The 18,472-nt window shown below is 73.0% G+C and carries 16 protein-coding genes and 4 pseudogenes; 11 read left to right on the plus strand and 9 right to left on the minus strand.

Annotation, left to right across the window (positions count from 1 at the left end):
• Window positions 1-33 precede the first annotated feature (33 nt).
• From UK82_RS12010 to UK82_RS12040, 8 genes and pseudogenes are all read left to right on the plus strand, one after another.
• Window positions 34-876 carry a cysteine hydrolase family protein gene (locus UK82_RS12010; protein WP_044886118.1) on the plus strand — a complete coding sequence of 281 codons (843 nt, stop codon included), beginning with the start codon at window positions 34-36 and terminating at the stop codon, window positions 874-876.
• A gap of 4 nt (window positions 877-880) precedes the next feature.
• Window positions 881-1,099, plus strand: a pseudogene (locus UK82_RS37445) (cupin); the annotation flags it as partial.
• A 1-nt stretch (window position 1,100) separates the two neighbouring features.
• A pseudogene (locus UK82_RS37450) lies at window positions 1,101-1,315 on the plus strand (cupin); the annotation flags it as partial.
• A gap of 20 nt (window positions 1,316-1,335) precedes the next feature.
• Window positions 1,336-2,664: an AtzH-like domain-containing protein gene (locus tag UK82_RS12020; RefSeq protein WP_236705832.1), complete on the plus strand. Its 1,329-nt coding sequence runs from the start codon at window positions 1,336-1,338 to the stop codon at window positions 2,662-2,664.
• Entirely contained in the window at window positions 2,661-3,902 is a 1,242-nt protein-coding gene (locus UK82_RS12025) for an amidase family protein (RefSeq protein WP_055407121.1), read from the plus strand. The genes UK82_RS12020 and UK82_RS12025 overlap by 4 nt, the downstream gene beginning before the upstream one ends.
• Window positions 3,899-4,459, plus strand: coding sequence for a helix-turn-helix domain-containing protein (locus tag UK82_RS12030; RefSeq protein ID WP_044886121.1), 561 nt, complete (start codon window positions 3,899-3,901; stop codon window positions 4,457-4,459). Before UK82_RS12025 ends, UK82_RS12030 begins: the two co-directional genes overlap by 4 nt.
• A 105-nt stretch (window positions 4,460-4,564) precedes the next feature.
• The gene (locus UK82_RS12035; protein ID WP_236705833.1) at window positions 4,565-5,785 is read left to right on the plus strand and encodes an LLM class flavin-dependent oxidoreductase; all 1,221 of its coding nucleotides are present in this window, start codon (window positions 4,565-4,567) and stop codon (window positions 5,783-5,785) included.
• The gene (locus tag UK82_RS12040; RefSeq protein ID WP_055407123.1) at window positions 5,782-6,555 is read left to right on the plus strand and encodes a creatininase family protein; all 774 of its coding nucleotides are present in this window, start codon (window positions 5,782-5,784) and stop codon (window positions 6,553-6,555) included. Before UK82_RS12035 ends, UK82_RS12040 begins: the two co-directional genes overlap by 4 nt.
• A gap of 139 nt (window positions 6,556-6,694) precedes the next feature.
• Here UK82_RS12040 and UK82_RS12045 read toward each other — a convergent pair whose 3' ends face one another.
• Window positions 6,695-7,333, minus strand: a complete 639-nt coding sequence (locus UK82_RS12045; RefSeq protein ID WP_052681186.1) for a TetR family transcriptional regulator — start codon at window positions 7,331-7,333, stop codon at window positions 6,695-6,697.
• Window positions 7,334-7,494: 161 nt separating this feature from the next.
• On the opposite strand from UK82_RS12045, the gene UK82_RS12050 reads away from it, so the two are divergent.
• Together UK82_RS12050 and UK82_RS12055 are read left to right on the plus strand one after the other, a co-directional pair.
• Window positions 7,495-8,241 (plus strand): glucose 1-dehydrogenase, encoded by a 747-nt coding sequence (locus tag UK82_RS12050; protein WP_044886124.1) that lies wholly within the window; start codon window positions 7,495-7,497, stop codon window positions 8,239-8,241.
• Window positions 8,242-8,720: 479 nt separating this feature from the next.
• On the plus strand, window positions 8,721-9,119 hold the full coding sequence (locus UK82_RS12055; protein WP_011605381.1) for a PPOX class F420-dependent oxidoreductase: 399 nt from the start codon (window positions 8,721-8,723) through the stop codon (window positions 9,117-9,119).
• A gap of 156 nt (window positions 9,120-9,275) precedes the next feature.
• Here UK82_RS12055 and UK82_RS37455 read toward each other — a convergent pair.
• From UK82_RS37455 to UK82_RS12085, 7 genes and pseudogenes are all read right to left on the minus strand, one after another.
• Window positions 9,276-9,545, minus strand: a pseudogene (locus UK82_RS37455) (FAD-binding oxidoreductase); the annotation flags it as partial.
• A 1-nt stretch (window position 9,546) separates the two neighbouring features.
• Window positions 9,547-10,688 (minus strand): annotated as a pseudogene (locus UK82_RS12060) (FAD-binding oxidoreductase); the annotation flags it as partial.
• 3 nt (window positions 10,689-10,691) lie between these two features.
• A complete protein-coding gene (locus UK82_RS12065; protein ID WP_055407125.1) occupies window positions 10,692-11,891 on the minus strand; it encodes a hypothetical protein in 1,200 nt (399 codons plus the stop codon).
• A gap of 116 nt (window positions 11,892-12,007) precedes the next feature.
• A complete protein-coding gene (locus tag UK82_RS12070; RefSeq protein WP_055407126.1) occupies window positions 12,008-12,901 on the minus strand; it encodes an ABC transporter permease in 894 nt (297 codons plus the stop codon).
• Window positions 12,898-13,680: an ABC transporter ATP-binding protein gene (locus UK82_RS12075; RefSeq protein ID WP_055407217.1), complete on the minus strand. Its 783-nt coding sequence runs from the start codon at window positions 13,678-13,680 to the stop codon at window positions 12,898-12,900. The genes UK82_RS12070 and UK82_RS12075 overlap by 4 nt, the downstream gene beginning before the upstream one ends.
• Window positions 13,677-14,981: an amidohydrolase family protein gene (locus UK82_RS12080; protein WP_055407127.1), complete on the minus strand. Its 1,305-nt coding sequence runs from the start codon at window positions 14,979-14,981 to the stop codon at window positions 13,677-13,679. Before UK82_RS12080 ends, UK82_RS12075 begins: the two co-directional genes overlap by 4 nt.
• On the minus strand, window positions 14,978-15,472 hold the full coding sequence (locus UK82_RS12085) for a methylenetetrahydrofolate reductase C-terminal domain-containing protein (protein WP_161849108.1): 495 nt from the start codon (window positions 15,470-15,472) through the stop codon (window positions 14,978-14,980). The genes UK82_RS12080 and UK82_RS12085 overlap by 4 nt, the downstream gene beginning before the upstream one ends.
• 424 nt (window positions 15,473-15,896) lie before the next feature.
• Here UK82_RS12085 and UK82_RS12090 point away from each other — a divergent pair, with 424 nt between their 5' ends.
• Window positions 15,897-16,790, plus strand: a complete 894-nt coding sequence (locus UK82_RS12090) for a class I SAM-dependent methyltransferase (protein WP_055407128.1) — start codon at window positions 15,897-15,899, stop codon at window positions 16,788-16,790.
• Between the two features lie 56 nt (window positions 16,791-16,846).
• On the opposite strand, the gene UK82_RS12095 is transcribed toward UK82_RS12090, so the two are convergent.
• Window positions 16,847-18,451, minus strand: coding sequence for an aminotransferase class V-fold PLP-dependent enzyme (locus UK82_RS12095; protein WP_052681198.1), 1,605 nt, complete (start codon window positions 18,449-18,451; stop codon window positions 16,847-16,849).
• Between the last annotated feature and the right edge of the window lie 21 nt (window positions 18,452-18,472).

The following is an 18,472-nucleotide window of genomic DNA, read 5'->3' on the forward strand; positions in this document are numbered from 1 at the left end:
GCCGAGGCAAACGACCGGCCGCAGGATGTTCACGTGGTCAACATCCGGCTGGGCGGCCCCCGGAACTCGTGGGCGGTGTCGTCCGAACACGTCGATCTGCGCCGCGCCCCGGTCGCGCCGCTGCCGGTCACCGTCGACGCCCGCCCGCAGCGGCTCACCCTCGATCTGGCCCGCACCGCCGTCGTCGTCGTCGACATGCAGAACGACTTCTGCCATCCCGACGGCTGGCTCGCCTCGATCGGCGTCGACATCACCCCGGCGCGCCGCCCCATCGCACCGCTGCGCCGCGCCCTGCCGGTGCTGCGCGCCGCCGGCGTCGCCGTCGTCTGGCTGAACTGGGGCAACCGGCCGGACGCGGCGAACCTGCCGCCCGGCGTGCTGCACGTCTACAACCCGGACGGGGCCAGCGGCGGCATCGGCGCGCCGGCCCGCCCCGGCGGCAGCCCGACGCTGCAGGCCGGAAGCTGGTCGGCGGCGATCGTCGACGAGCTGCCGGTGCCCCTCGGCGACGTGCGCGTCGACAAGTACCGGATGAGCGGCTTCTTCGACACGCCGCTGGACGCCGTGCTGCGCAACCTCATGGTGACGACGCTGCTGTTCGCCGGGGTGAACTCCGACCAGTGCGTGCTGGCGACCCTCACCGACGCGGCCTGCCTCGGCTACGACGTCGTGCTGCTCGAGGACTGCGCGGCGACGACGTCACCGCCGTTCTGCCACGACGCCGCCGTCTACAACGTCGCCCAGTGCTTCGGGTTCGTCGCCTCCTCCGCGGCGCTCACCGACGGCCTCGCCGGGACCGCCGATGCGCGGTATCCGGCGGCCGCGGCCGGTGTCGCCGACCCCGCCGACCCCGCCAACCCCGCCGGGCAGGGGTGACGCCGTGCCGACGACGCCGATCCTGATCACCCCGGACGCCCTGGAGATGCACCACATCAGCGCCGGGGACACCGTGCGCCTCGGCGTGCTCGCCGGCCCCGAGGCCTCGCCGGTCACCGTCATCCTGGAGTCCTGGGACGTCGGCGGAGCCCAGCCGCCCAACAGCCATCCCGCGTCCACCGAGCTGTTCGTGTTCCTGCGCGGGCGCGGGGTGGCCGTCTGCNACGGCACCGAGGTCGCCGTCGCCGCCGGCGGCACGCTGGTGCTCCCGCCCACGTCGGTGCACCACATCACCAACACGGGACCGGGCCGGATGTACGCGCTGACCCTGATGAGCCCGGACGACGGGTTCGCGGCGATGGTGCGCCGCGGGCCCCTCGCCGGGACCGACGACGAGGACCGCGCCGTCCTGGCCGCCGCGCCGTCCGCCGCGCCATGACCGGCGGCGACGCGGTGGCCATGGCGGCGGACTGGTTCGCGCTGCGGCCCGTGGCGGCCCGGACCTGGCTGGTCGCCGAGCCCGGCCACGTCAACTGCTTCCTGGTCGAGGGCGACGAGCGCGCGGTGCTCGTCGACACCGGGCTGGGTCTCGCCGACGTGCACGCGGCGGCCCGGTCCCTGACCGGCCGGCCGATCCTCGCCGTCAACTCCCACGGGCATGACGACCATCGCGGCGGCAACTGGCTGTTCCGCGACGTCGCGGCGCACCCGCTGGCGGCGCCGTCGCTGAGGACACCGGTGCCCGCCGAGCGGCTGGCCGCCTACCTCGCCGTCGCCCGCGAGCAGTACGCCGCCTACGAACGGCTGCGCGCCGACGACGAGCGGTTCTTCCACCTGCTCACCGAGGACACGACGCCCCGACCGCTGCCGCCGTCCGCCGACGCCTGGACCGTGCCTGCGGGGCCCGCGCCGGCCGCACTGGTCGACGGCGAGCGCCTCGACCTGGGCGGCCGGGAGCTGACCGTGCTGCACACCCCCGGCCATTCGCCGGACTCGCTGTGCCTGTTCGACGAGCGGGACGGTCTGCTGTTCGCCGGCGACACCCTCGTCACCGGCGACTTCTGGGTGCACCTGCCCGACGCCGAGATCGACGTGTTCGCCGCGACCCTGCGCGGCCTCGCGTCGCGGCTGGCCGGCTCGGTGCGGGAGATCTATCCCGCGCACACCCTGCGGTACCGGGTGGGCCCGGACTTCCTGCGCCGAGCCGCCGACGCGTTCGAGGCGGTCGCCGCCGGGGAGGCGCCCGGCCGGCCGGGTACCGACCTGCTGCGCCGCCCGGCGCTGCGGCACGACTTCGCCGACTTCAGCATTCTGCGTCCCCTTGGCATCGAGACGGCGGCGGCCACGTCGGAGACTGATGGGGCACCGGCGGAGCTGGCCGCCATCGACCCCGAGCTCGGCGCCGCCTTCGCGCGGTACGAGCGGGCCCTGCTGGCCGGGGACGTGGCGACCCAGCAGGAGTCCTTCTCCGCCAGTGCGGACGTGGTGCGCGTCGACGGGGACGGGCCCCTCGTCGGGCCGTCGGCGCTCGCCGCCTACCGGGCCGCCCGGCCCACCCCCGGCCCGCGGCGGCTGCGCGCGCTGCACACGATGCGCAGCCCCGGGGAGACCATCATTACCGTGTCGACGAATGAGCGGCTGGGAGCTGACGGCCGGATCGTCGGCCTGAGTACCCAGACCCAGGTGTGGGCCCGCACCGACGACGGCTGGCGGGTGATCGCCGCCTGCGTCGCACCGATGAGCGACCCGAATCCCACGGACGACCCCTCCCCGGCGGGTGGCCGGTGAACTCGACGGGCGGGTGGGCGCCGGCCGTCTGGCGGGAACGCGGCGACCCGCTGCTCGCGCCGACCGGCAGCGGCCCGCTCGACAGGCTGCGCGTGGCCGTGAAGGACCTGTTCGCCGTCGGCGGGTACCGGATCGGTGCGGGCAATCCCCGTTGGCTCGCCGAGGCGCCGGTGGAACCGGCTGACGCGCAGGCCGTCCGGGCGCTGCGGGCCGCGGGCGCCGCGATCGTCGGGATCGCGCAGACCGACGAGCTTGCCTTCTCCCTGTCCGGCGTGAACGTGCACTACGGCACCCCGCCCAATCCGGCGGCGCCGGACCGGGTGACCGGCGGGTCGAGCAGCGGGCCCGCGTCGGCGGTCGCCGCCGGGCAGGCCGACGTCGGTCTCGGCACCGACACAGCCGGGTCGATTCGGGTACCCGCCTCGGTCTGCGGGCTGTACGGGCTGCGGCCGACGCACGGCGCAGTGGCGGTGGGCGGCGTGCTGGGGCTCGCCCCGTCCTTCGACACGGTCGGCTGGCTCACCGCCGATCCGGGCCTGCTGCGCGCGGTCGGGGAGATTCTGCTGCCGGCGGGATCGTCCGGGTCGGCGGGCCCGGCCGGGACCGCGGGGTCGGTGGCGCGCCTGCTCGTCGCCGTGCACCCGCCGGAGGAGGCCGTATGTTCGCTCGCCGACGCGCTGGGCGCGGAGCTCGACCTCGGGCCGCTGCGCGAACTCGATGACGTCCCGCGGCTGCTGGCGGCGTTTCGCGCGGTGCAGGCCGCGGAGGCGTGGCGGCTGCACGGGGCCTGGATCACCGCTCACCCAGGTGCGTTGGGCGCCGACGTCGAGGCGCGATTCCGGTTCGGCGCCGAGGTCGACGCCGACGTGGAACGCGACGCCCGGCGGGAGATCGCCGCCGGGCGGGAGCGGCTGCTGGACCGGCTCGGCACGGACGCCTGGCTCGCGCTGCCCGCCGCCGGAGGCCCGGGGCACCTTCGTCGCAGCGGCACAGGTGATCGGGACGCCTGGCGTATGGCGACGCTAGGCTGGACAGTTATGGCTAGTGCGTACGGCCTGCCAAGCTGTGTCGTGCCGGACCGGATGACCCAGGGCGGCGACCCCCTTCCCGCAGCGGCCGGGTCGCCGCGCCGCCCGGTCGGACCAGCTCCGGTCGGACTGGCCCTGGTCGGCCCGCCCGGTGCGGACCGGGTGCTGCTCGACGCGGCGGTGGCCGCTGCCGGCACGGCCGCGTCGTGACCGCCTTCGCCGAGGATGTCGGCGTCCGGCTCGGCGGGGCGGTTCGCGCGCAGCGGCATGCCCTCGGCCTCACCCTCGTCGACGTGGCAGGCCGGGCGGGACTGAGCCATCCCTTCCTCAGTCAGCTCGAGCGGGGGCTGGCCCGGCCGAGCATGCGGTCGCTGACGGCGATCGCCTCCGCGCTCGGGACCAGCGCTCAGGCCCTGATGGCCGCGGCGGAGGCGAGCGTCCCCCTCGTCGAACCGGTCAGCGTGGTGCGCCACGACACCGTCTCCGTCGACTCGCCCGGCGGGTCGGTGCGCAGCCTCGTGCGCGGCGCCCGGGCGATGCTGCCCTCGGAGTACACCGGCGCCCCGGCGTCGTTCCACGACTACTTCCAGCACGACGGCGAGGAGTTCGTCTACGTCGTCTCCGGTTGCATCGAGGTCGACGTCGACGGCGTGCTGCACACCGTGGCCGCGGGCGAGAGCGTCTACTACGCCGGGGGAGTGCGCCACCGCTGGCGCGGCCTGGACGGCGAGCAGGTGCGCCTCGTCGTCGTCCAGCAGAACGCCTGACCGTCCCACCTGCGGGGCCAGGTTTAGCGCCGCCGACATTCGGCTCTGACGGTCCCGTCACGCACCCGCGCGACGATGTTGATCCCGTCAACATTCGGAGGCAGCGTGCGGATCGGCGTGTTCCTCTTCGGTGGCGTCGAGATGGCCGACGCCGGGATCGGCGGCACCGAGCCCACCGAGCGCCGCTACGACCAGGCGGCGATCGAGCACGCCCACCGGGAGCTGCTGGTCTGCGGTGAGCTGGCCGACCGGCTGGGCTACGACAGCTTCTGGCTGACCGAGCACCACTTCCAGCACGAGGGCTACGAGGTCGTGCCGAACGGGCTGATGTTCTCCGCCTTCCTCGCCGCCCGCACCGGCCGGATTCGGATCGGGACGATGTTCAACGTGGTCGGCCAGTGGCATCCGCTGCGCCTCGCCGAGGACTTCGCGCTGCTGCACAACCTCAGCGGCGGGCGCGGCATCCTCGGTGTCGGTCGCGGGACCGTGCCCCGCGAGATGCTGCCGCTGACGGCGGGCACGGTGTCCGTCGGCTCCTACGACAACCCGTCGGCGGCGGCGGCCGACCGGCTCAACCGGGAGATCACCGAGGAGAGCCTCGACGTCCTGCACGCCGCGTTCACCCACGAGCGGTTCAGCTACTCGGGCCGGCACTTCTGTTTGCCGCCGCCGGGGATCCCGGACCGCGGCGGTGAGGTCCGCGAGCTCACCCTGGTCCCCCGTCCGCGCTATCCGTTCCAGACCTGGCAGGCGGTGACCAGCCCGCCGACGCTGCGCGCCGCGCCGACCCGCGGCTTCGGCGGCGTCTTCTGGCTGCGCGAACGCCACCGGCTCGCCGCCGACTGGCGGGCGTTCGCCGAGACCTTCGAGCAGGTCCACGGCCGCCCGCTGGAACGCGGAGAACGCCGGATGCTCGTGCTCAACGTCGCCGTCGGCGACACCCGCGCGCAGGCGATGGCCACCGTCCGCGCGGGCCACGACGAGTTCTGGCGCTTCCTGGCCCCCTACGGCTGGGGGCGGGGCTACGTGGGCCCGGACGGGCGGCCCGCCGACGGCTCGTTCATCCCCACTCTGGAGGACTCGATGGCGCAGGGGCCGTGGGCGGTCGGCACCGCCGACGACGTCGCCGCGCACATCGCCGCCCTCGACGACCTGCTTGGCCTCACCGATCTGGTGATCTTCCCGGCCATGCCCGGGGACCCCTACGACCGGGCCCGCGAGCAGATGGAGCGCTTCGTCCGCGACGTGGTGCCCCTGCTGCCGGCCGCGGCCGCGGCCGCGGCCGCGGCCGGGACCGTGACCATGACCGCTGAGGAGCCAGGATGACCCGGTACTTCGCCGACCTGCGGGCCCCCGAGGCCGCCGGGCTCTCGCCGGACGCGGTCGCCGTGCTGCCCGTCGGGTCGATCGAGCAGCACGGCCCCCACCTGCCGCTGTCGACCGACCTGTTGGTCGCCGAGACGCTCGCCCGGGACGCCGTCGACGCCTTCGGTGACGCCTGTGACCTGTGGCTGCTGCCGGCGCTGGCCTATACGAAGTCCAACGAGCACGCTTGGTCGCCGGGCACGATGTGGCTGTCGGCGACGACGCTGCTCGCGGTCCTCGACGATCTGGCCCGCTGCCTCGCGACCACCCCGGTGCGTCGGCTGGTGTTCCTCAACGGCCACGGCGGCAACAGCGCGCTGCTGCAGGTCGCCAGCCGCGACATCCGTCTTGCGCACGGGCTGCGCACGTTCGTCATGCACCCGTCCCTGCCGGCGGACCATGGCGGCACCTCGCCGGCCGCCGAGCTCGGCATGGGCATCCACGCCGGCATCGACGAGACCTCGCTGCTGCTGCATCTGCGTCCCGACCTGGTCCGCCTCGATCTGGGGGTGCGCAGCGTCCCCGAGCAGCTCGCCTCGTTCGATCGGGTCCGTTTCGGCGGTGCGGTCTCGTTCGGGTGGCTCAGTGACGACTTCGGCACCGACGGAACCATCGGCGACCCGACCGGGGCCACCGCGGAGCGCGGCACACGACTCTACGAGGCGATGGTGGTCGCGGCGGGCCAGTCGCTCGCCGAGATCGCCCGGTTCGACCCGCGATCGACGCGTTGACGTCCTCCCCCGCCTGCTGCTGAAGACGGGGGATGCCCACTCCTGCACATCATTGATCCTTTTTCATCCCGGTTCTCTGAAGCGCGGGCCAGGATGGCTCGGTTGACGGTGCTCCAGGTTTTTCAGGTCAGCACCTCGGTCAGCCGGCCGACGGAATGGGCGGGGGTGCCGTCAGCGCCTCGAGGGCGTCGCCGACCGTGGTCAGGCTGCGCCGCAAGCGCTCCAGCAGGTCGTCGGTCGTGGTTGTCAGGAGCAGCCAGCCTCGTAGCTCGGCGATGTATGCGCCCTGGATGGCACCGGCGATCGCGGCCGGCACGACATCCTGGGACGCCGCGCCGATTCGCTGCGCGATGAACGCAGCCACGGTTGCCCGCCACGTCTCCCAGTGCTCGGCGGCGCTGGCACGTAGGGCGCTTGAGGTGTCCAGAAGCTGGAAGCGCTCCAGCCACACACCGCGCGTGTCCACGGCGTCGCGTGTGGAACCCACGACCGCCTCTCGCACAGCCGTCATGGGCGGGCAGGCTCCGTCGGCTCGGGCCAGCAGCTCGGCGAGGCGGCGGTTGGTGTGGTCGAACGCGCTCCACACGACGGCCGCCTTCGAGGGGAAGTAGCGGAAGAACGTCGTCCGGCCGACGCCCGCCGCGGCCGCGATCTGGTCGACCGAGACGTTGGCGTAGCCCTCGCGGAGCAGGAGCTGGATGGCCACCTGCTCGACGGCCTCGGGAGACGTGACCCGTGGCCGCCCGGCACCGCGTGAGCCGTTGCTCGCGCCGGCCATCCGCCAAGTCTACCCGTCGTCCGCAGCCGCGCGGGAGGGCGAAACGACCGTGCATCGGCGGTCACACCAATTTCGGTATCGAGTACCATATTGCTCGGTCTGAGCTCGACGCTGACTTTCCGATCTCGGACCCCCAGGTCAACGAGGAGGAAGAGGGGCACATGAGCAGACTGAACGGCAAGATCGCGATCGTGACCGGTGCTGCACAGGGCATGGGCGAGGCGCACGCGCGCCGGTTCGTGGCCGAGGGCGCCAAGGTGGTCCTGACCGACCTGAACGAGGAGCGCGGGAAGCAGATCGCCGTCGAGCTCGGAGAGAACGCCCACTTCGTCGTCCACGACGTGGCGTCCCTCGCCGACTGGCGCCGCGTCGTCGACGAGACCGAGGCGACCTTCGGCCCGCCCACCGTCCTGGTGAACAACGCGGGCGTCCTCGGGCCCATCGTCTCCACGGTGGATCTCGACGAGGACGCGTACCTGAAGGTCTGCGCGATCAACCAGCACTCCCAGTTCTACGGGATGAAGTCGGTCATCCCCGCGATGCAGAAGGCCGGAGGCGGTTCGATCATCAACGTCTCCTCGATCGCGGGTATCGTCTCGATCGTCGGCGCGCCGAACCTCGCCTACGTCGGCAGCAAGTTCGCTTCCCGAGGGATGACGAAGCACGTCGCCGCGCAGTACGGGAAGGACAACATCCGCGTCAACTCGGTGCACCCCGGCTACATCAAGACGCCGATGATGGCTGCGGCCACCGACGAGCAGGGTGGCGGCATCGCCGCCCTGGTGCCCCTTGCACGGATGGCCGAGCCCGACGAGGTATCCCAGGTCGTGCTGTTCCTCGCGTCCGACGAGTCGTCGTACGTCACCGCCACCGAGCAGATCGTCGACGGCGGGCTCACCGCCCAGTAGGTCGGGCCCGGCCGGGCTTCCTCCATCTCGCCGGCCATGTCGCAGCGGCGCTGGTCGCGCTGGTCCCGCCGCAGCGACACTGGCCGCGATGGGGCCCGCTGCCGTCGCCGGGCTCGCTCGGGCGGCCTGATCAGCCGTTCGGGAGGGCGCGTCATGCTGTGACTCCGCGCAACGCACCAGCTCCCATCTCGCTTGCCAGCGTCCGAAGGTGTACTGCAGATGCGCAGATGCGCAGATGCGTGGTGATCAGCTTGTTCAGGCGCCGACGCATCAGCGTTGTCGAACCGCGCGTGTGTCCCCGAGGCCGCATGCAACAAGCGCACCTGTGAAGTGCCCTCTCGATCCGGTGGACGGAAGCATAGAGAACTCCCATCCTCCCAGCTCGGAGGGCACTTTCGCGTTCAGGAACCCCAACGGGCAGGCATAGCGCGCGGTGCATCCAGGCCTGGACTGAAGCGCGGTGTGCGTACGATTTTCCGGTGACCCTCATCCCAGAGACCCACCGCGACCTCGCGCAGAACGCCGAGGTCGCGATCCTCACCACCCTCGGCCCCGACGGTGCCCCGCAGACCACGGCCGTGGGCTACCTGCTCGACGACGGCGTCTTCCGCATCTCCGTCAGCTCGGACAAGCAGAAGCTGAAGAACCTGCAGCGCACGCCGCAGTGCTCGCTGTTCCTGCTGGACATCACCAACGTCTACCGCACGGTGGAGGTTCGCGGCACCGCCGAGGTCATCCTCGACGACGACTACACCTGGGCCGCGAAGATCGCCGAGAGCCGTGGCCGCACGGCCGACGACATCCGCAAGCTCACCCCGCCCGGTGAGCACCGCTACAGCATCGCCGTGACCCCGACGAAGGTCAACACCTTCGGCTGATCCCGCGGCCAGCCGGTCACGGATCCGAACATACGTTCGACATTCGGGCCGTGTCGGCTCTAGCGTTGATGCATGACCTTCGCCACCCGTCCTTGGCCGCCCCTCGCACGGTGGTTGTTCGCCCTGGCGCTCGTTGCCGTGCGTCGGCGTGACGGTTCAGGACGGTGTGGCGGGGGTGGGGGCGGGGAGTTTGCCGGGGTTGAGCAGGCCGTCCGGGTCGAGCCGGGCGGCGGCCTCGCGGACCAGGTCCAGGCGGCCGTGGTGCAGCTCCCAGGTGTGCGGGTCGTCGACGTACACCTCGACGTCGGCCAGGCGGGCCATCCGCTCGTACAGGTCGTCGGGCCCGTCGTAGCGCAGGAACAGCATCGAGACCCAGTCGCGGCCGTTCGCGGTGAGGAAGCCCTCCAGGTGGATGAGCGACTCGGGNGCGAGTGCCGCGACCTCGGCGCGGCGCCGAGTGAGACCGGGGCCCATGCACTGCAGGTGGGTGAGCTCCGGGCGGACCTTGCGGACGCGGTACGTGGTGTGGTTGTACGACAGCGAGGCGATGTGCGCCGGGCCCCTGGGGCGCACGGCGTCGACCCGCCCGCCGTGCCGCTCGACGACGGCGGTCGCCGCGGCGACGCTGTCCTCGGTGACGATCCCGCGCACGCTGACCCGGCCGGCGGGCATCGCCGGGTCGACCGGCCGGTAGGTCGCGATGATCCCGGCCTCGTCGAGGGAGAGCAGCCGCGGGGTCGGCTCCAGGTCGAACAGCTCCTCGCCCGCGGCGACCGCGCCGGCCAGCTCCGGGAAGGACGCGAACAGCCCGGTCCAGCGGCGCGCGGGGCGCAGCGCCACGGTCGCCTGCGCGATCACCCCGTTGACCCCGAACGCGTGCGCCATCGCGGTGTTGTCCGGGAAGGGCACCTCCACCGGGATGGCATCGTCGGTGCACGGCACGACGAGCAGCGAGCGCAGGTAGCCGTCCCAGATCGCGCCGTTGGCGATCGAGCCGGTGCCGCCGGAGCCGCCGGCGATGAATCCGGCGACCGTGCTGCCCACGGTCGACGGCAGGATTGCCAGCTCCTGCCCGGTGGCCAGGGCAGCCTTCTCCATCAGCACGAACGACGCGCCGGCCTCCGCGGTCAGCCAGCCGTTCTCCACCGCGAGGATCCGGGCGGCCGCCGTGGTGTCGATGACGAGCCCGCCGAACAGCGGGATGCCCTGCCCGTAGTTGCCGGTGCCCTGGCCGCGCACGGTCACCGGCACCCGGTGGCGGTGCGCGGCCCCGACCGCCGCCGCGATCCCGGCGGCGTCGGGCGGGCGGATCACCACGTCGGCGACACCGCCGGGCAGCAGCGGCGCCAGCACCGGGCTCATGTGCGCCCAGTCCGTCGAGGCCGCCAGGCGGGCCGGTTCGTCGCGCAGCACGGCGTCGGCGCCGACCAGGGTGGCGAGCTCGGCGGTCAGCGCGTCGAGCACAGCCGGGTCGAGAGGGGTCACGGCGGGCAGCGCCGCCCGGCCGAAGCCGGGGAGCGCGCGTTCCCCGGCCCGGCCGTGCGACGCCGCGAGGGTCGAATCCGACATCGCTCAGGTACCAAGCCCGATCTTGGTGTCGAGGAAGCTGTTGTCGACGAGGTCCGCCGGCCTGAGCCCGGACAGGACCGGCTTGCCCTGCGACTGGTAGATCGGGTCGAGGATCTCGATGAGCTTCCGCAGCCGCGCGTCGTCGAAGTCGCCGAGGGTGCTGTTGGCGCCGTCGCCGACGATGCCCAGCGACTTCATCGTCTGCACCGCGTAGTCCGCGACGCCCTGGGAGTAGACCCAGCCGTTGTTGTACTTGTCGACCAGGTCGAGGATCAGCGTGTTGGTCGCGGCCGGGTCGGCCATGAAGTCGACGACGCCCTGCTGCATGATCGGGACGAGCTTGCTCAGGCAGGGCTTGAGCGCGTCGAGCTTGTCCTTGCGGACGCCGATCGCCTGCTGGTAGAAGTCGAAGCCCGCGTCCGCGATGAGCTGGTACTTCAACGGCTTGTCCCAGGAGCGCACCTCGTGGGACCAGGTGTAGGGCTCCGACGTCGCGAAGCCCTGCACGGCGTCGGCGCCGCCGGAGGCCACGAAGTTGGTCGGCGTGCCGTCGTAGCTGCCGTCGACCTGACCCTTCTTCAGGATGCCGGAGCCGGTGAAGTAGTCCATGTAGGACGCGCCCTGGAAGTACAGGACCTTTGTGTCGGTCCTGCCGATGTCGGCGATCGTCTTCCAGCCCGGGTGCTTGTCCGGCGACCACTGAATGACCTGCGGGCTCTTCTCCAGACCCGCCAGCACCGCCACGGTCGGCTGCGTCTTGGACAGGGCGATCTGCTCATCGGTGCCCAAGTAGCCCAGCGTGATCCCGGAATCCTTGTAGAGCTGGGAGGTCACCGTCTGGAAGCCGATCGCCGGGCCACCGGCGCGGATCTCCAGCTTCACCCCGGTGTCGACGCCGCCGTGGGCCGTCAGCTCACCGGTGACCGACTTCTTGCCCGCGTCGATCTTCGGGTTCGGCCCGAGCAGCTTGTACTGGCCGCCGTGCTCGGACTCCGGGTTCCAGTCGGTCTGCAGCACGATCGTCGACGGGCAGCCGGCGGCCTTGAGGTTGAGCGCCGCCGGGGCCGCGCCCGCCGCGGACGGGACCGCCGCGCCGGTGGCCCCCCCGTCGCTGCCGCTGCTGCCGCAGGCGGCGGCGGTGAGGGCGAGTGCGGTCGCGGTCAGCGCAACGAGCCGCGCGGGCCGTCGCCGAGATCTGGTCAACTAGGTCTCCCCGAGTTCATCGGCCGTTCGGGCCGGAGGGTGCGGTGCAGTGGGGGCGCGGCGGCAGGGAGCGGCGGCGCGCAGGGTGCGCCGTCGCGTGGGTCGCGCCGAGGGGGTCAGCCGCGCTTCGGCTGGTACCAGCGGCCGACCACGCGCCGCGCCAGCCAGCCGAAGAAGACGAAGACCGCGACGCCGAGCAGGCTCGCGGTGAGCGTGGTCGCCCACAGGCGCTCGCCCTCCAACCGGGAGGTGAACACCGACAGGTTCGTGCCGAGCCCCGGCTCACCCTGCTTGAAGAAGAACTCGCCGACGATCGCCCCGATGACCGACAGTCCGGCCGCGTTGCGGAACCCGGTGAACATCGACGGCAGCGCCGCTGGCAACTGCAGCTTCCACAGCCGGGTCAGCCGGCTGGTGTGGTGCAGGCTGAACAACTCGTGCATGCCCCGGTCGACCGACTGCAGCCCGAACAGCGTGTTCGACACGATGGGGAAGAACGCGATGATGACACAGACGATGATCCGGCTGGTCAGGGCGAAACCGAAGAAGAAGCTCAGCACCGGAGTGAGCGCCAGGATCGGCACCGTCTGGATCACGACGGCCCACGGGTACAGCGAGTTCTCTATCCACCTGGCCTGGCTCATCGCCACCGCGACGGTGACCCCGATGACGATCGAGATGGCCAGGCCGGCGAAGGTGACCTCACAGGTCAACCGCAGCGCGATCATCATCGTCGTGAAGTTCGACCAGTCGAGAAAGCCGACCCGGACGACCTCGTGCGGCGGCGGCAGCATGAACCGCTGCTGGTCGTTGAGCACCCCGTCGGACACCGCGTACCAGATGCCGATGAACACCGCGAACACCGCCCCGGGCAGCAGCACGAAGCTGACCAGCCCGGCGCCGCGCCGGCGAGATCGGGGGCGGGGCGGTGTCGCGCCGATCGCCGGCGTCGCCGCGGCCGCGTCGCCGGTCGCGTCCGTCTCGACCGCGGAAGGCACCGTCACGCTCAAGACTCGCTCCTGAGATGGTGCGAGACCTCGCCGCACAGGGCGGCGAACTCGGCGCTGTAACGCAGGTGCGGCGAGCGTGGGTAGTCGAACGGGACGGCGAGATCCGCCTTCACCCGTCCCGGCCGACCGCTCATCACCACCACCCGGGTGGACAGGAACACCGCCTCCGCCACCGAGTGGGTGATGAACAGCGCGGCGAACCGGCGCAGCATGAACATCCGCAGCAGCTCGTCGTTGAGTCGTTCGCGGGTGATCTCGTCGAGCGCGCCGAACGGCTCGTCGAACAGGAAGATCGAGGGGTCGAGCACGAGCGAGCGGGCCAGCGACGTGCGCATCCGCATGCCGCCAGACAGCTCGTGGGGCAGATGTTTCTCGAAGCCGGCGAGCCCGACGAGGCTGATCGCGTCGGCGACGCGACGCCCCCCCTCGACGGAGTCGAGGTGCTCCAGCTCCGCGAACAGCCGCACGTTGTCGCGGACGTTGCGCCAGGGCAGCAGGGTGGCGTCCTGGAAGACGTAGCCGACGTTCTTCGAGGCCACCTCGACGGTTCCGTCGGTGGCCTCGTCCAGCCCGCTGGCGATGCGCAGCAGGGTGCTCTTGCCACACCCCGACGGTCCGACGATCGAGACGAACTCGCCGGGGCGGATCGTCAGGTCGGTGTCGGTGAGCGCGACGGTGCCGTCCCGGAACCGCTTGCGCACCCCCGCGAAGTGCAGGGCCGGCGCGCCGGATCCGGTGGCGTCGGCGGTGGCGCCGGCGGCGGTGTCGGCGATCGTCATGAGGCGGCCTCCCACTGGTCCGGTTGGGCGTCGTACGGCTCGGTCCCGGGGCGCCGGACCGGCTCGGCGCGCGGGGCCGGTCGGCGCGGTTCGGTGAGTTCCGAGTGCACCGTGGTGCGGGCCACGACCCGGCCGGCCCGCCACACGGTCCGCTGCTCGCCGGCCGCGGCCAGCGCCTCGAGGGCGTTCGCCGCCGGCAGCGCGACAAGATCGGCCGGGCTGCCCGAGGTGATCGAGACGGCCGGCAGCCCGAGGGCGCGCCGCGGCGCGTCACTCACCGCCACCAGCGCCTCGTCCGGGGCGAGGTGCCCGCAGGTGACCATCAGCGACGCGGTCTCCAGCGCGTCGCCGCGGCCGACGAGGTTGAACGGGTCGCGCAGGTTGTCGCCGCCCGCCGCCACGGTCACCCCGGCGCGGCGCAGCGGCGCGACGGCGGTCAGCCCGCGCGGGGTGCCGACCGCATGGTTGCGCCCCTGGAGGAACAGGTTGGTCTGGGGTAGCGCGACGACGGCGATGCCGGCGGCGGCGACCTGCTCGCTGACCCTGTCCTGCACGTCCGGGGGCTGCATCGCGAGGCTGACGCAGTGGCTGGCCGTCACGCCGTGCGGGAAACCGGTGCGGCCGACCAGGTCGGCGAGCGTGGCGAGGGTGAGCAGCCGCGGGTCGAGGGTCTCGTCGGTGTGCAGGTCCAGCGGGCGGCCGGCCTCGCCGGCCGCGTCCAGGCAGATCGCGACCGCGCGGTGCGGCTCGGGGTCGAGGTGTGGGCAGCCGCCGGCCACGTCGGCTCCCTCGGCCAGCGCGCGGCGCAGGTCTCGGCCGGGTTGGCCGTCCAGCGGGTTCGACACGAGAGCGACGAGCTGCAGGTCGACCAGGCCGCGCCAGCGTTCCCGCACGTCGACGAGTGCCTCCAGCGCCCGCATGCCCGACTGCACCCCGACGTTGACGTGCGTGCGGATGTGGGTGGTGCCCATCGCGAGCTGGATGCGCAGCGCCGCCTCGGCCCGGGTCGTGAAGTCCTCGACCGTCGAGCCGGGCAGCAGGGTCTGGATCGCCTCGATCGCGCCGGCGAGATCGCCGGTGACATTGCGGGCCAGTGACGCGGTGAGCGCCTTGTCCAGGTGCGCGTGCGGCTCGACGAACGACGCCAGCAGCACCTGGCCGGTGAGGTCGACGTCGCCCGGGCCGACCCGGGCGACGTCGACGCCCGCGCCGCTCGGGACGACCCGCCCGATGACGCCGTCCGACAGCTCCACGTCCACCACGTCGCCGTGCGCGGTCATCGCGCCCCGAAGCCAGCTCATGACGTCCGCGCCCGCGTGCCGAGGATCCGGTGGGCGATCTCGCCCTCGATCGCCACCCGGTTGCGGTCCCTGCAGTTGACCCCGGCCCGGACGGACACGCCGGCGTCGGTCAGCAGCCTGGCCCGGTAGGACGGCGGGAACTGGACGCGGGCACCGCCGTGATCGCCGAGGAGGCAGGCGTCGGCCACCGGTGCGAGCTCCGCGCCGCACGCGCGCAGGCTGTTCGCGGACATCGCCGCCGCCGGCAGGTCGGCCACGATCACCGGTCGTACCGCCGCGGCCGCGAGGAACGCCGCGGCCGCCGCGGAGCGGGCCGATGCTGGCCGGACCGATCGGCCGGCGATGGCGGGCTGGTCGAGGTACGGCCAGGCGTCGAGGGCGTCCAGGAAGGGGCACGGGCCGAGTTCCGGGACCTCGCAGCGACCGTCGGACTGGACTCCTCCACAGGGGCCGTGGTCCATCCTGTTGGGACACCGGGCGACTTGGGACACCGGGCGACCGCGCCACGCCAGGTGGCGTCCGCAGCCGCTCCGATGTTCATCACGCCAACACTGTCCAGCCCGGCGGTCTACGGGCGATTTCCGCTCGATAAAAGATGAGTTTCGGCCATGGTGACCCTGGATCCAGGCTTGCGTAACCCTCAGTCGTGATTGTCAAGGTATCGCCGGCGACTCCTACGTCCCGTCGTCGGTGGATCACCCTGTGCCGGGCCCGGCGTGCATCCCAGGTGTCTTCCGGCGGTCGGTTGCCCCCCTCGTCTCGAGAAAAGACCTGTCACGTCAATCTAGGATGCTAGCATCCTACCTAGCGGCAGCCCGGAGTGATCGACGTGCGCCTGCGCGCCGATGCCCATCCGCGCGGTGAAGCGGTGAAGCGGGCGCCGCCGCAGATGGAATCGTCGAGAGGAACGGCAAAATGATCAACGGGCTGCGAACCGCGGAGCCGGACAACACGGCGGTGCGGGTCGCGCTGTGGCGGGCCGTCCACGTCCAGGTCGACCCGCCGCCGCACGTGTTCGAGGACGAGATCGGGCTGCGGCTGGCGGCCCCGGACGGCGGATGGCTGCGCCGCCCGGACATGGACCCCTCCGCCACGAGCCGCACCCGGGCGTCCATCGTGGCGCGTGCACGCCTCATCGAGGATCTGGTCGTCGAACAGGCCGGCCTCGGCGTCGACCAGTACGTCATCCTCGGCGCCGGCCTGGACACCTTCGCCCAGCGTCGGCCGCAGCTCGCCGCCGGCATGCGGGTGTTCGAGGTCGACCAGCCGGGTCCGCAGGAGTGGAAGCGGCGGCGCCTGACCGAGCTCGGTCTCGGCGCCCCGCCCTGGCTGCGGTTCGTGCCCGTGGACTTCGAGGCGGGCGGCTCCTGGCGGCAGGGGCTGGTGGCCGCCGGTTTCGACGCGGGCCGCCCGGCCGTCATCGCCTCCGCCGGCGTCTCCATGTACCTCACCGGGGACGCCATCGCGGCCACGCTTGGCCAGGTCGCGGCCCTTGCGCCCGGCTCCACCCTGGCCATGACGTTCATGCTGCCGCTGGAGCTCGTCGAACCGGCGGAGCGCCCCCTACGGGAGGCGACCGAACGCGCCGCGCGGGCCGCCGGCACGCCCTTCGTCAGCTTCTACGCCCCGCAGGACATGCTGGCGCTGGCCCGCGACGCCGGCCTTGGCGCGGCACGGCACGTGTCGGCCACGAGCCTTGCCCGCCGCTACTTCGCCGGCAGGTCGGACGGGCTTGCCCCGTCCAGCGCAGAGGAGCTGCTGGTGGCGGTCACCCAGGAACGCAACCCGGCGGGCCCGGCCCTGGCGTGACCCGGTGGAGCGGGCGGCGGGCGAGCCGCAGCCCGCCCGCCGGGTCACCGGGATCGTCAGGTCCCGCAGGGAGCGGCGGGGAGGTCGTGGGCGGCCGCGGCCGCGTACTGTTCGGCCCAGTCCGGAAGACGCCGATCGTCCGGGGTCGGCTGCCACTGCCCGTCGCGCAGGGCGTAGTCCCAGCCGGGCCCGACCCGCAGGTATCGCGCCACCGCGGCGATCAGGCGGTCGACATGATCGTCCGTCGTGCCCACCCCGATGCTGGCCCGCAGCGCCCCGCCCGGCGCCCCCAGCCGGGCCAGCAGCGGGTGCGCGCAGAACCGGCCGGCGCGCACCCCGATGCCGTGCTCGGCGGACAGGTACGCCGACACCCGGGCCGGGTCGTGCCCGGGCAGCGAGAACGTGACGACGCCGACCGCGTCCTGCCAGGCTCCGGCGCCGTCGCGGGTACGCCGGCCGCCGTCCGTGCTCGGGCCGCCAGCGCTGTTCGGGGTGGCCTCGGGGTCGGACCAGATGCGGTGGATCACGACGCCGTCCAGCCCGGCGAGCCCGCCCAGCAGCCGCGTGCGCAGGTCCGACTCGTGGCGTTCCCAGGCGCCCGGGGGGAGCGCGGCAAGCGTGCGGCACGCGGCGGCGATCGCGGTCGCGCCGGCGAGGTTGGGGGTGCCGGCCTCGTGGCGGGCCGCGCCGGTGGCCCAGTCGACGGCGTCGGTGCTCACCTCGCGGACGGCCCCGCCGCCGGCCAGGTAGGGGGGTGCGGCGTCGAGCCAGTCGGCCCGGCCGACCAGCACTCCCGCGCCGAACGGCGCGTACAGCTTGTGCCCGGAGAACGCCAGGTAGTCGACGTCGTCGGCGGCCATGTCGAGGTGGCGGTGCGGGGCGAGCTGGGCGGCGTCGACGAAGATCCGTGCGCCGGCGCGGTGTGCCAGCCGGGCCAGCCGGGCCAGCGGGGGCGTCTCCCCGGTGACGTTGGAGGCACCGGTCACCGCGAGAAGAGCCGTCGGTGCCGCGGTCAGCTCGGCCTCGAGCGCGGCGAGACTCTCGGCCAGGGTCGATCGGGCGGCGACGGATCGGTAGCCCGCGCGGGCGCGCCAGGGCAACAGGTTCGCGTGATGCTCCACGTCGAACACGACGACCCCGCCGGCCGCGTCGGCGGCGGGCAGGCACCGGGCGAGCAGGTTCACTGCATCGGTGGTGTTGCGGGTGAACACGGTGAGGTCACCGTCGCGGGCGCCGACGAATCGGGCGACGTCGCGCCGGGCGCCCTCGTAGAGGGTCGTGCACACCTGGGAGGCGAATCCGGCGCCGCGGTGCACGCTCGCCGAGTAGGGCAGCACGCGGGCGACGTGCTCGGCCACCGCGGTCAGGCACGGTGCGCTCGCCGCGTGGTCGAGGTTGGCGTATTCTGCCCACCCGCCGCCGACCAGCGGCACGCCCAGCCCCGCTCCCTGCACCGCCAGCAGCGCGCCGGGCGCGGGGTGCTGCCTCTGGTGCGGGTTCGGAAGGCCGGGCGCGGCGGCGCCGGTGGGCTCGTCGCCGGTGGGCTCGGCGCCGGCGGCCTCGTCGCCGGTGGGCGCCCGGCCGGCCTGCCGTCCGGTCGGCCGGGCGGGGCAGGCCTGCCGGGCGAGGGACGGGGGCACGGCAGAGATGATCGACGTCATCATCGCTCCTGGTAGGACCCA

It is taken from the genome of Frankia sp. ACN1ag (assembly GCF_001414035.1).
Lineage (GTDB): Bacteria > Actinomycetota > Actinomycetes > Frankiales > Frankiaceae > Frankia > Frankia torreyi.

What these genes read in the sequence shown, in the direction of transcription:
- UK82_RS12020 (WP_236705832.1), top strand. Translation starts at nt 1,336, where the DNA reads ATGGCGGCGGACTGGTTCGCGCTGCGGCCCGTGGCGGCCCGGACCTGG.
- UK82_RS12075 (WP_055407217.1), bottom strand. Translation starts at nt 13,680, where the DNA reads ATGACGATCGCCGACACCGCCGCCGGCGCCACCGCCGACGCCACCGGA.
- UK82_RS12040 (WP_055407123.1), top strand. Translation starts at nt 5,782, where the DNA reads ATGACCCGGTACTTCGCCGACCTGCGGGCCCCCGAGGCCGCCGGGCTC.
- UK82_RS12095 (WP_052681198.1), bottom strand. Translation starts at nt 18,451, where the DNA reads ATGACGTCGATCATCTCTGCCGTGCCCCCGTCCCTCGCCCGGCAGGCC.
- UK82_RS12050 (WP_044886124.1), top strand. Translation starts at nt 7,495, where the DNA reads ATGAGCAGACTGAACGGCAAGATCGCGATCGTGACCGGTGCTGCACAG.
- UK82_RS12080 (WP_055407127.1), bottom strand. Translation starts at nt 14,981, where the DNA reads ATGAGCTGGCTTCGGGGCGCGATGACCGCGCACGGCGACGTGGTGGAC.
- UK82_RS12045 (WP_052681186.1), bottom strand. Translation starts at nt 7,333, where the DNA reads ATGGCCGGCGCGAGCAACGGCTCACGCGGTGCCGGGCGGCCACGGGTC.
- UK82_RS12090 (WP_055407128.1), top strand. Translation starts at nt 15,897, where the DNA reads ATGATCAACGGGCTGCGAACCGCGGAGCCGGACAACACGGCGGTGCGG.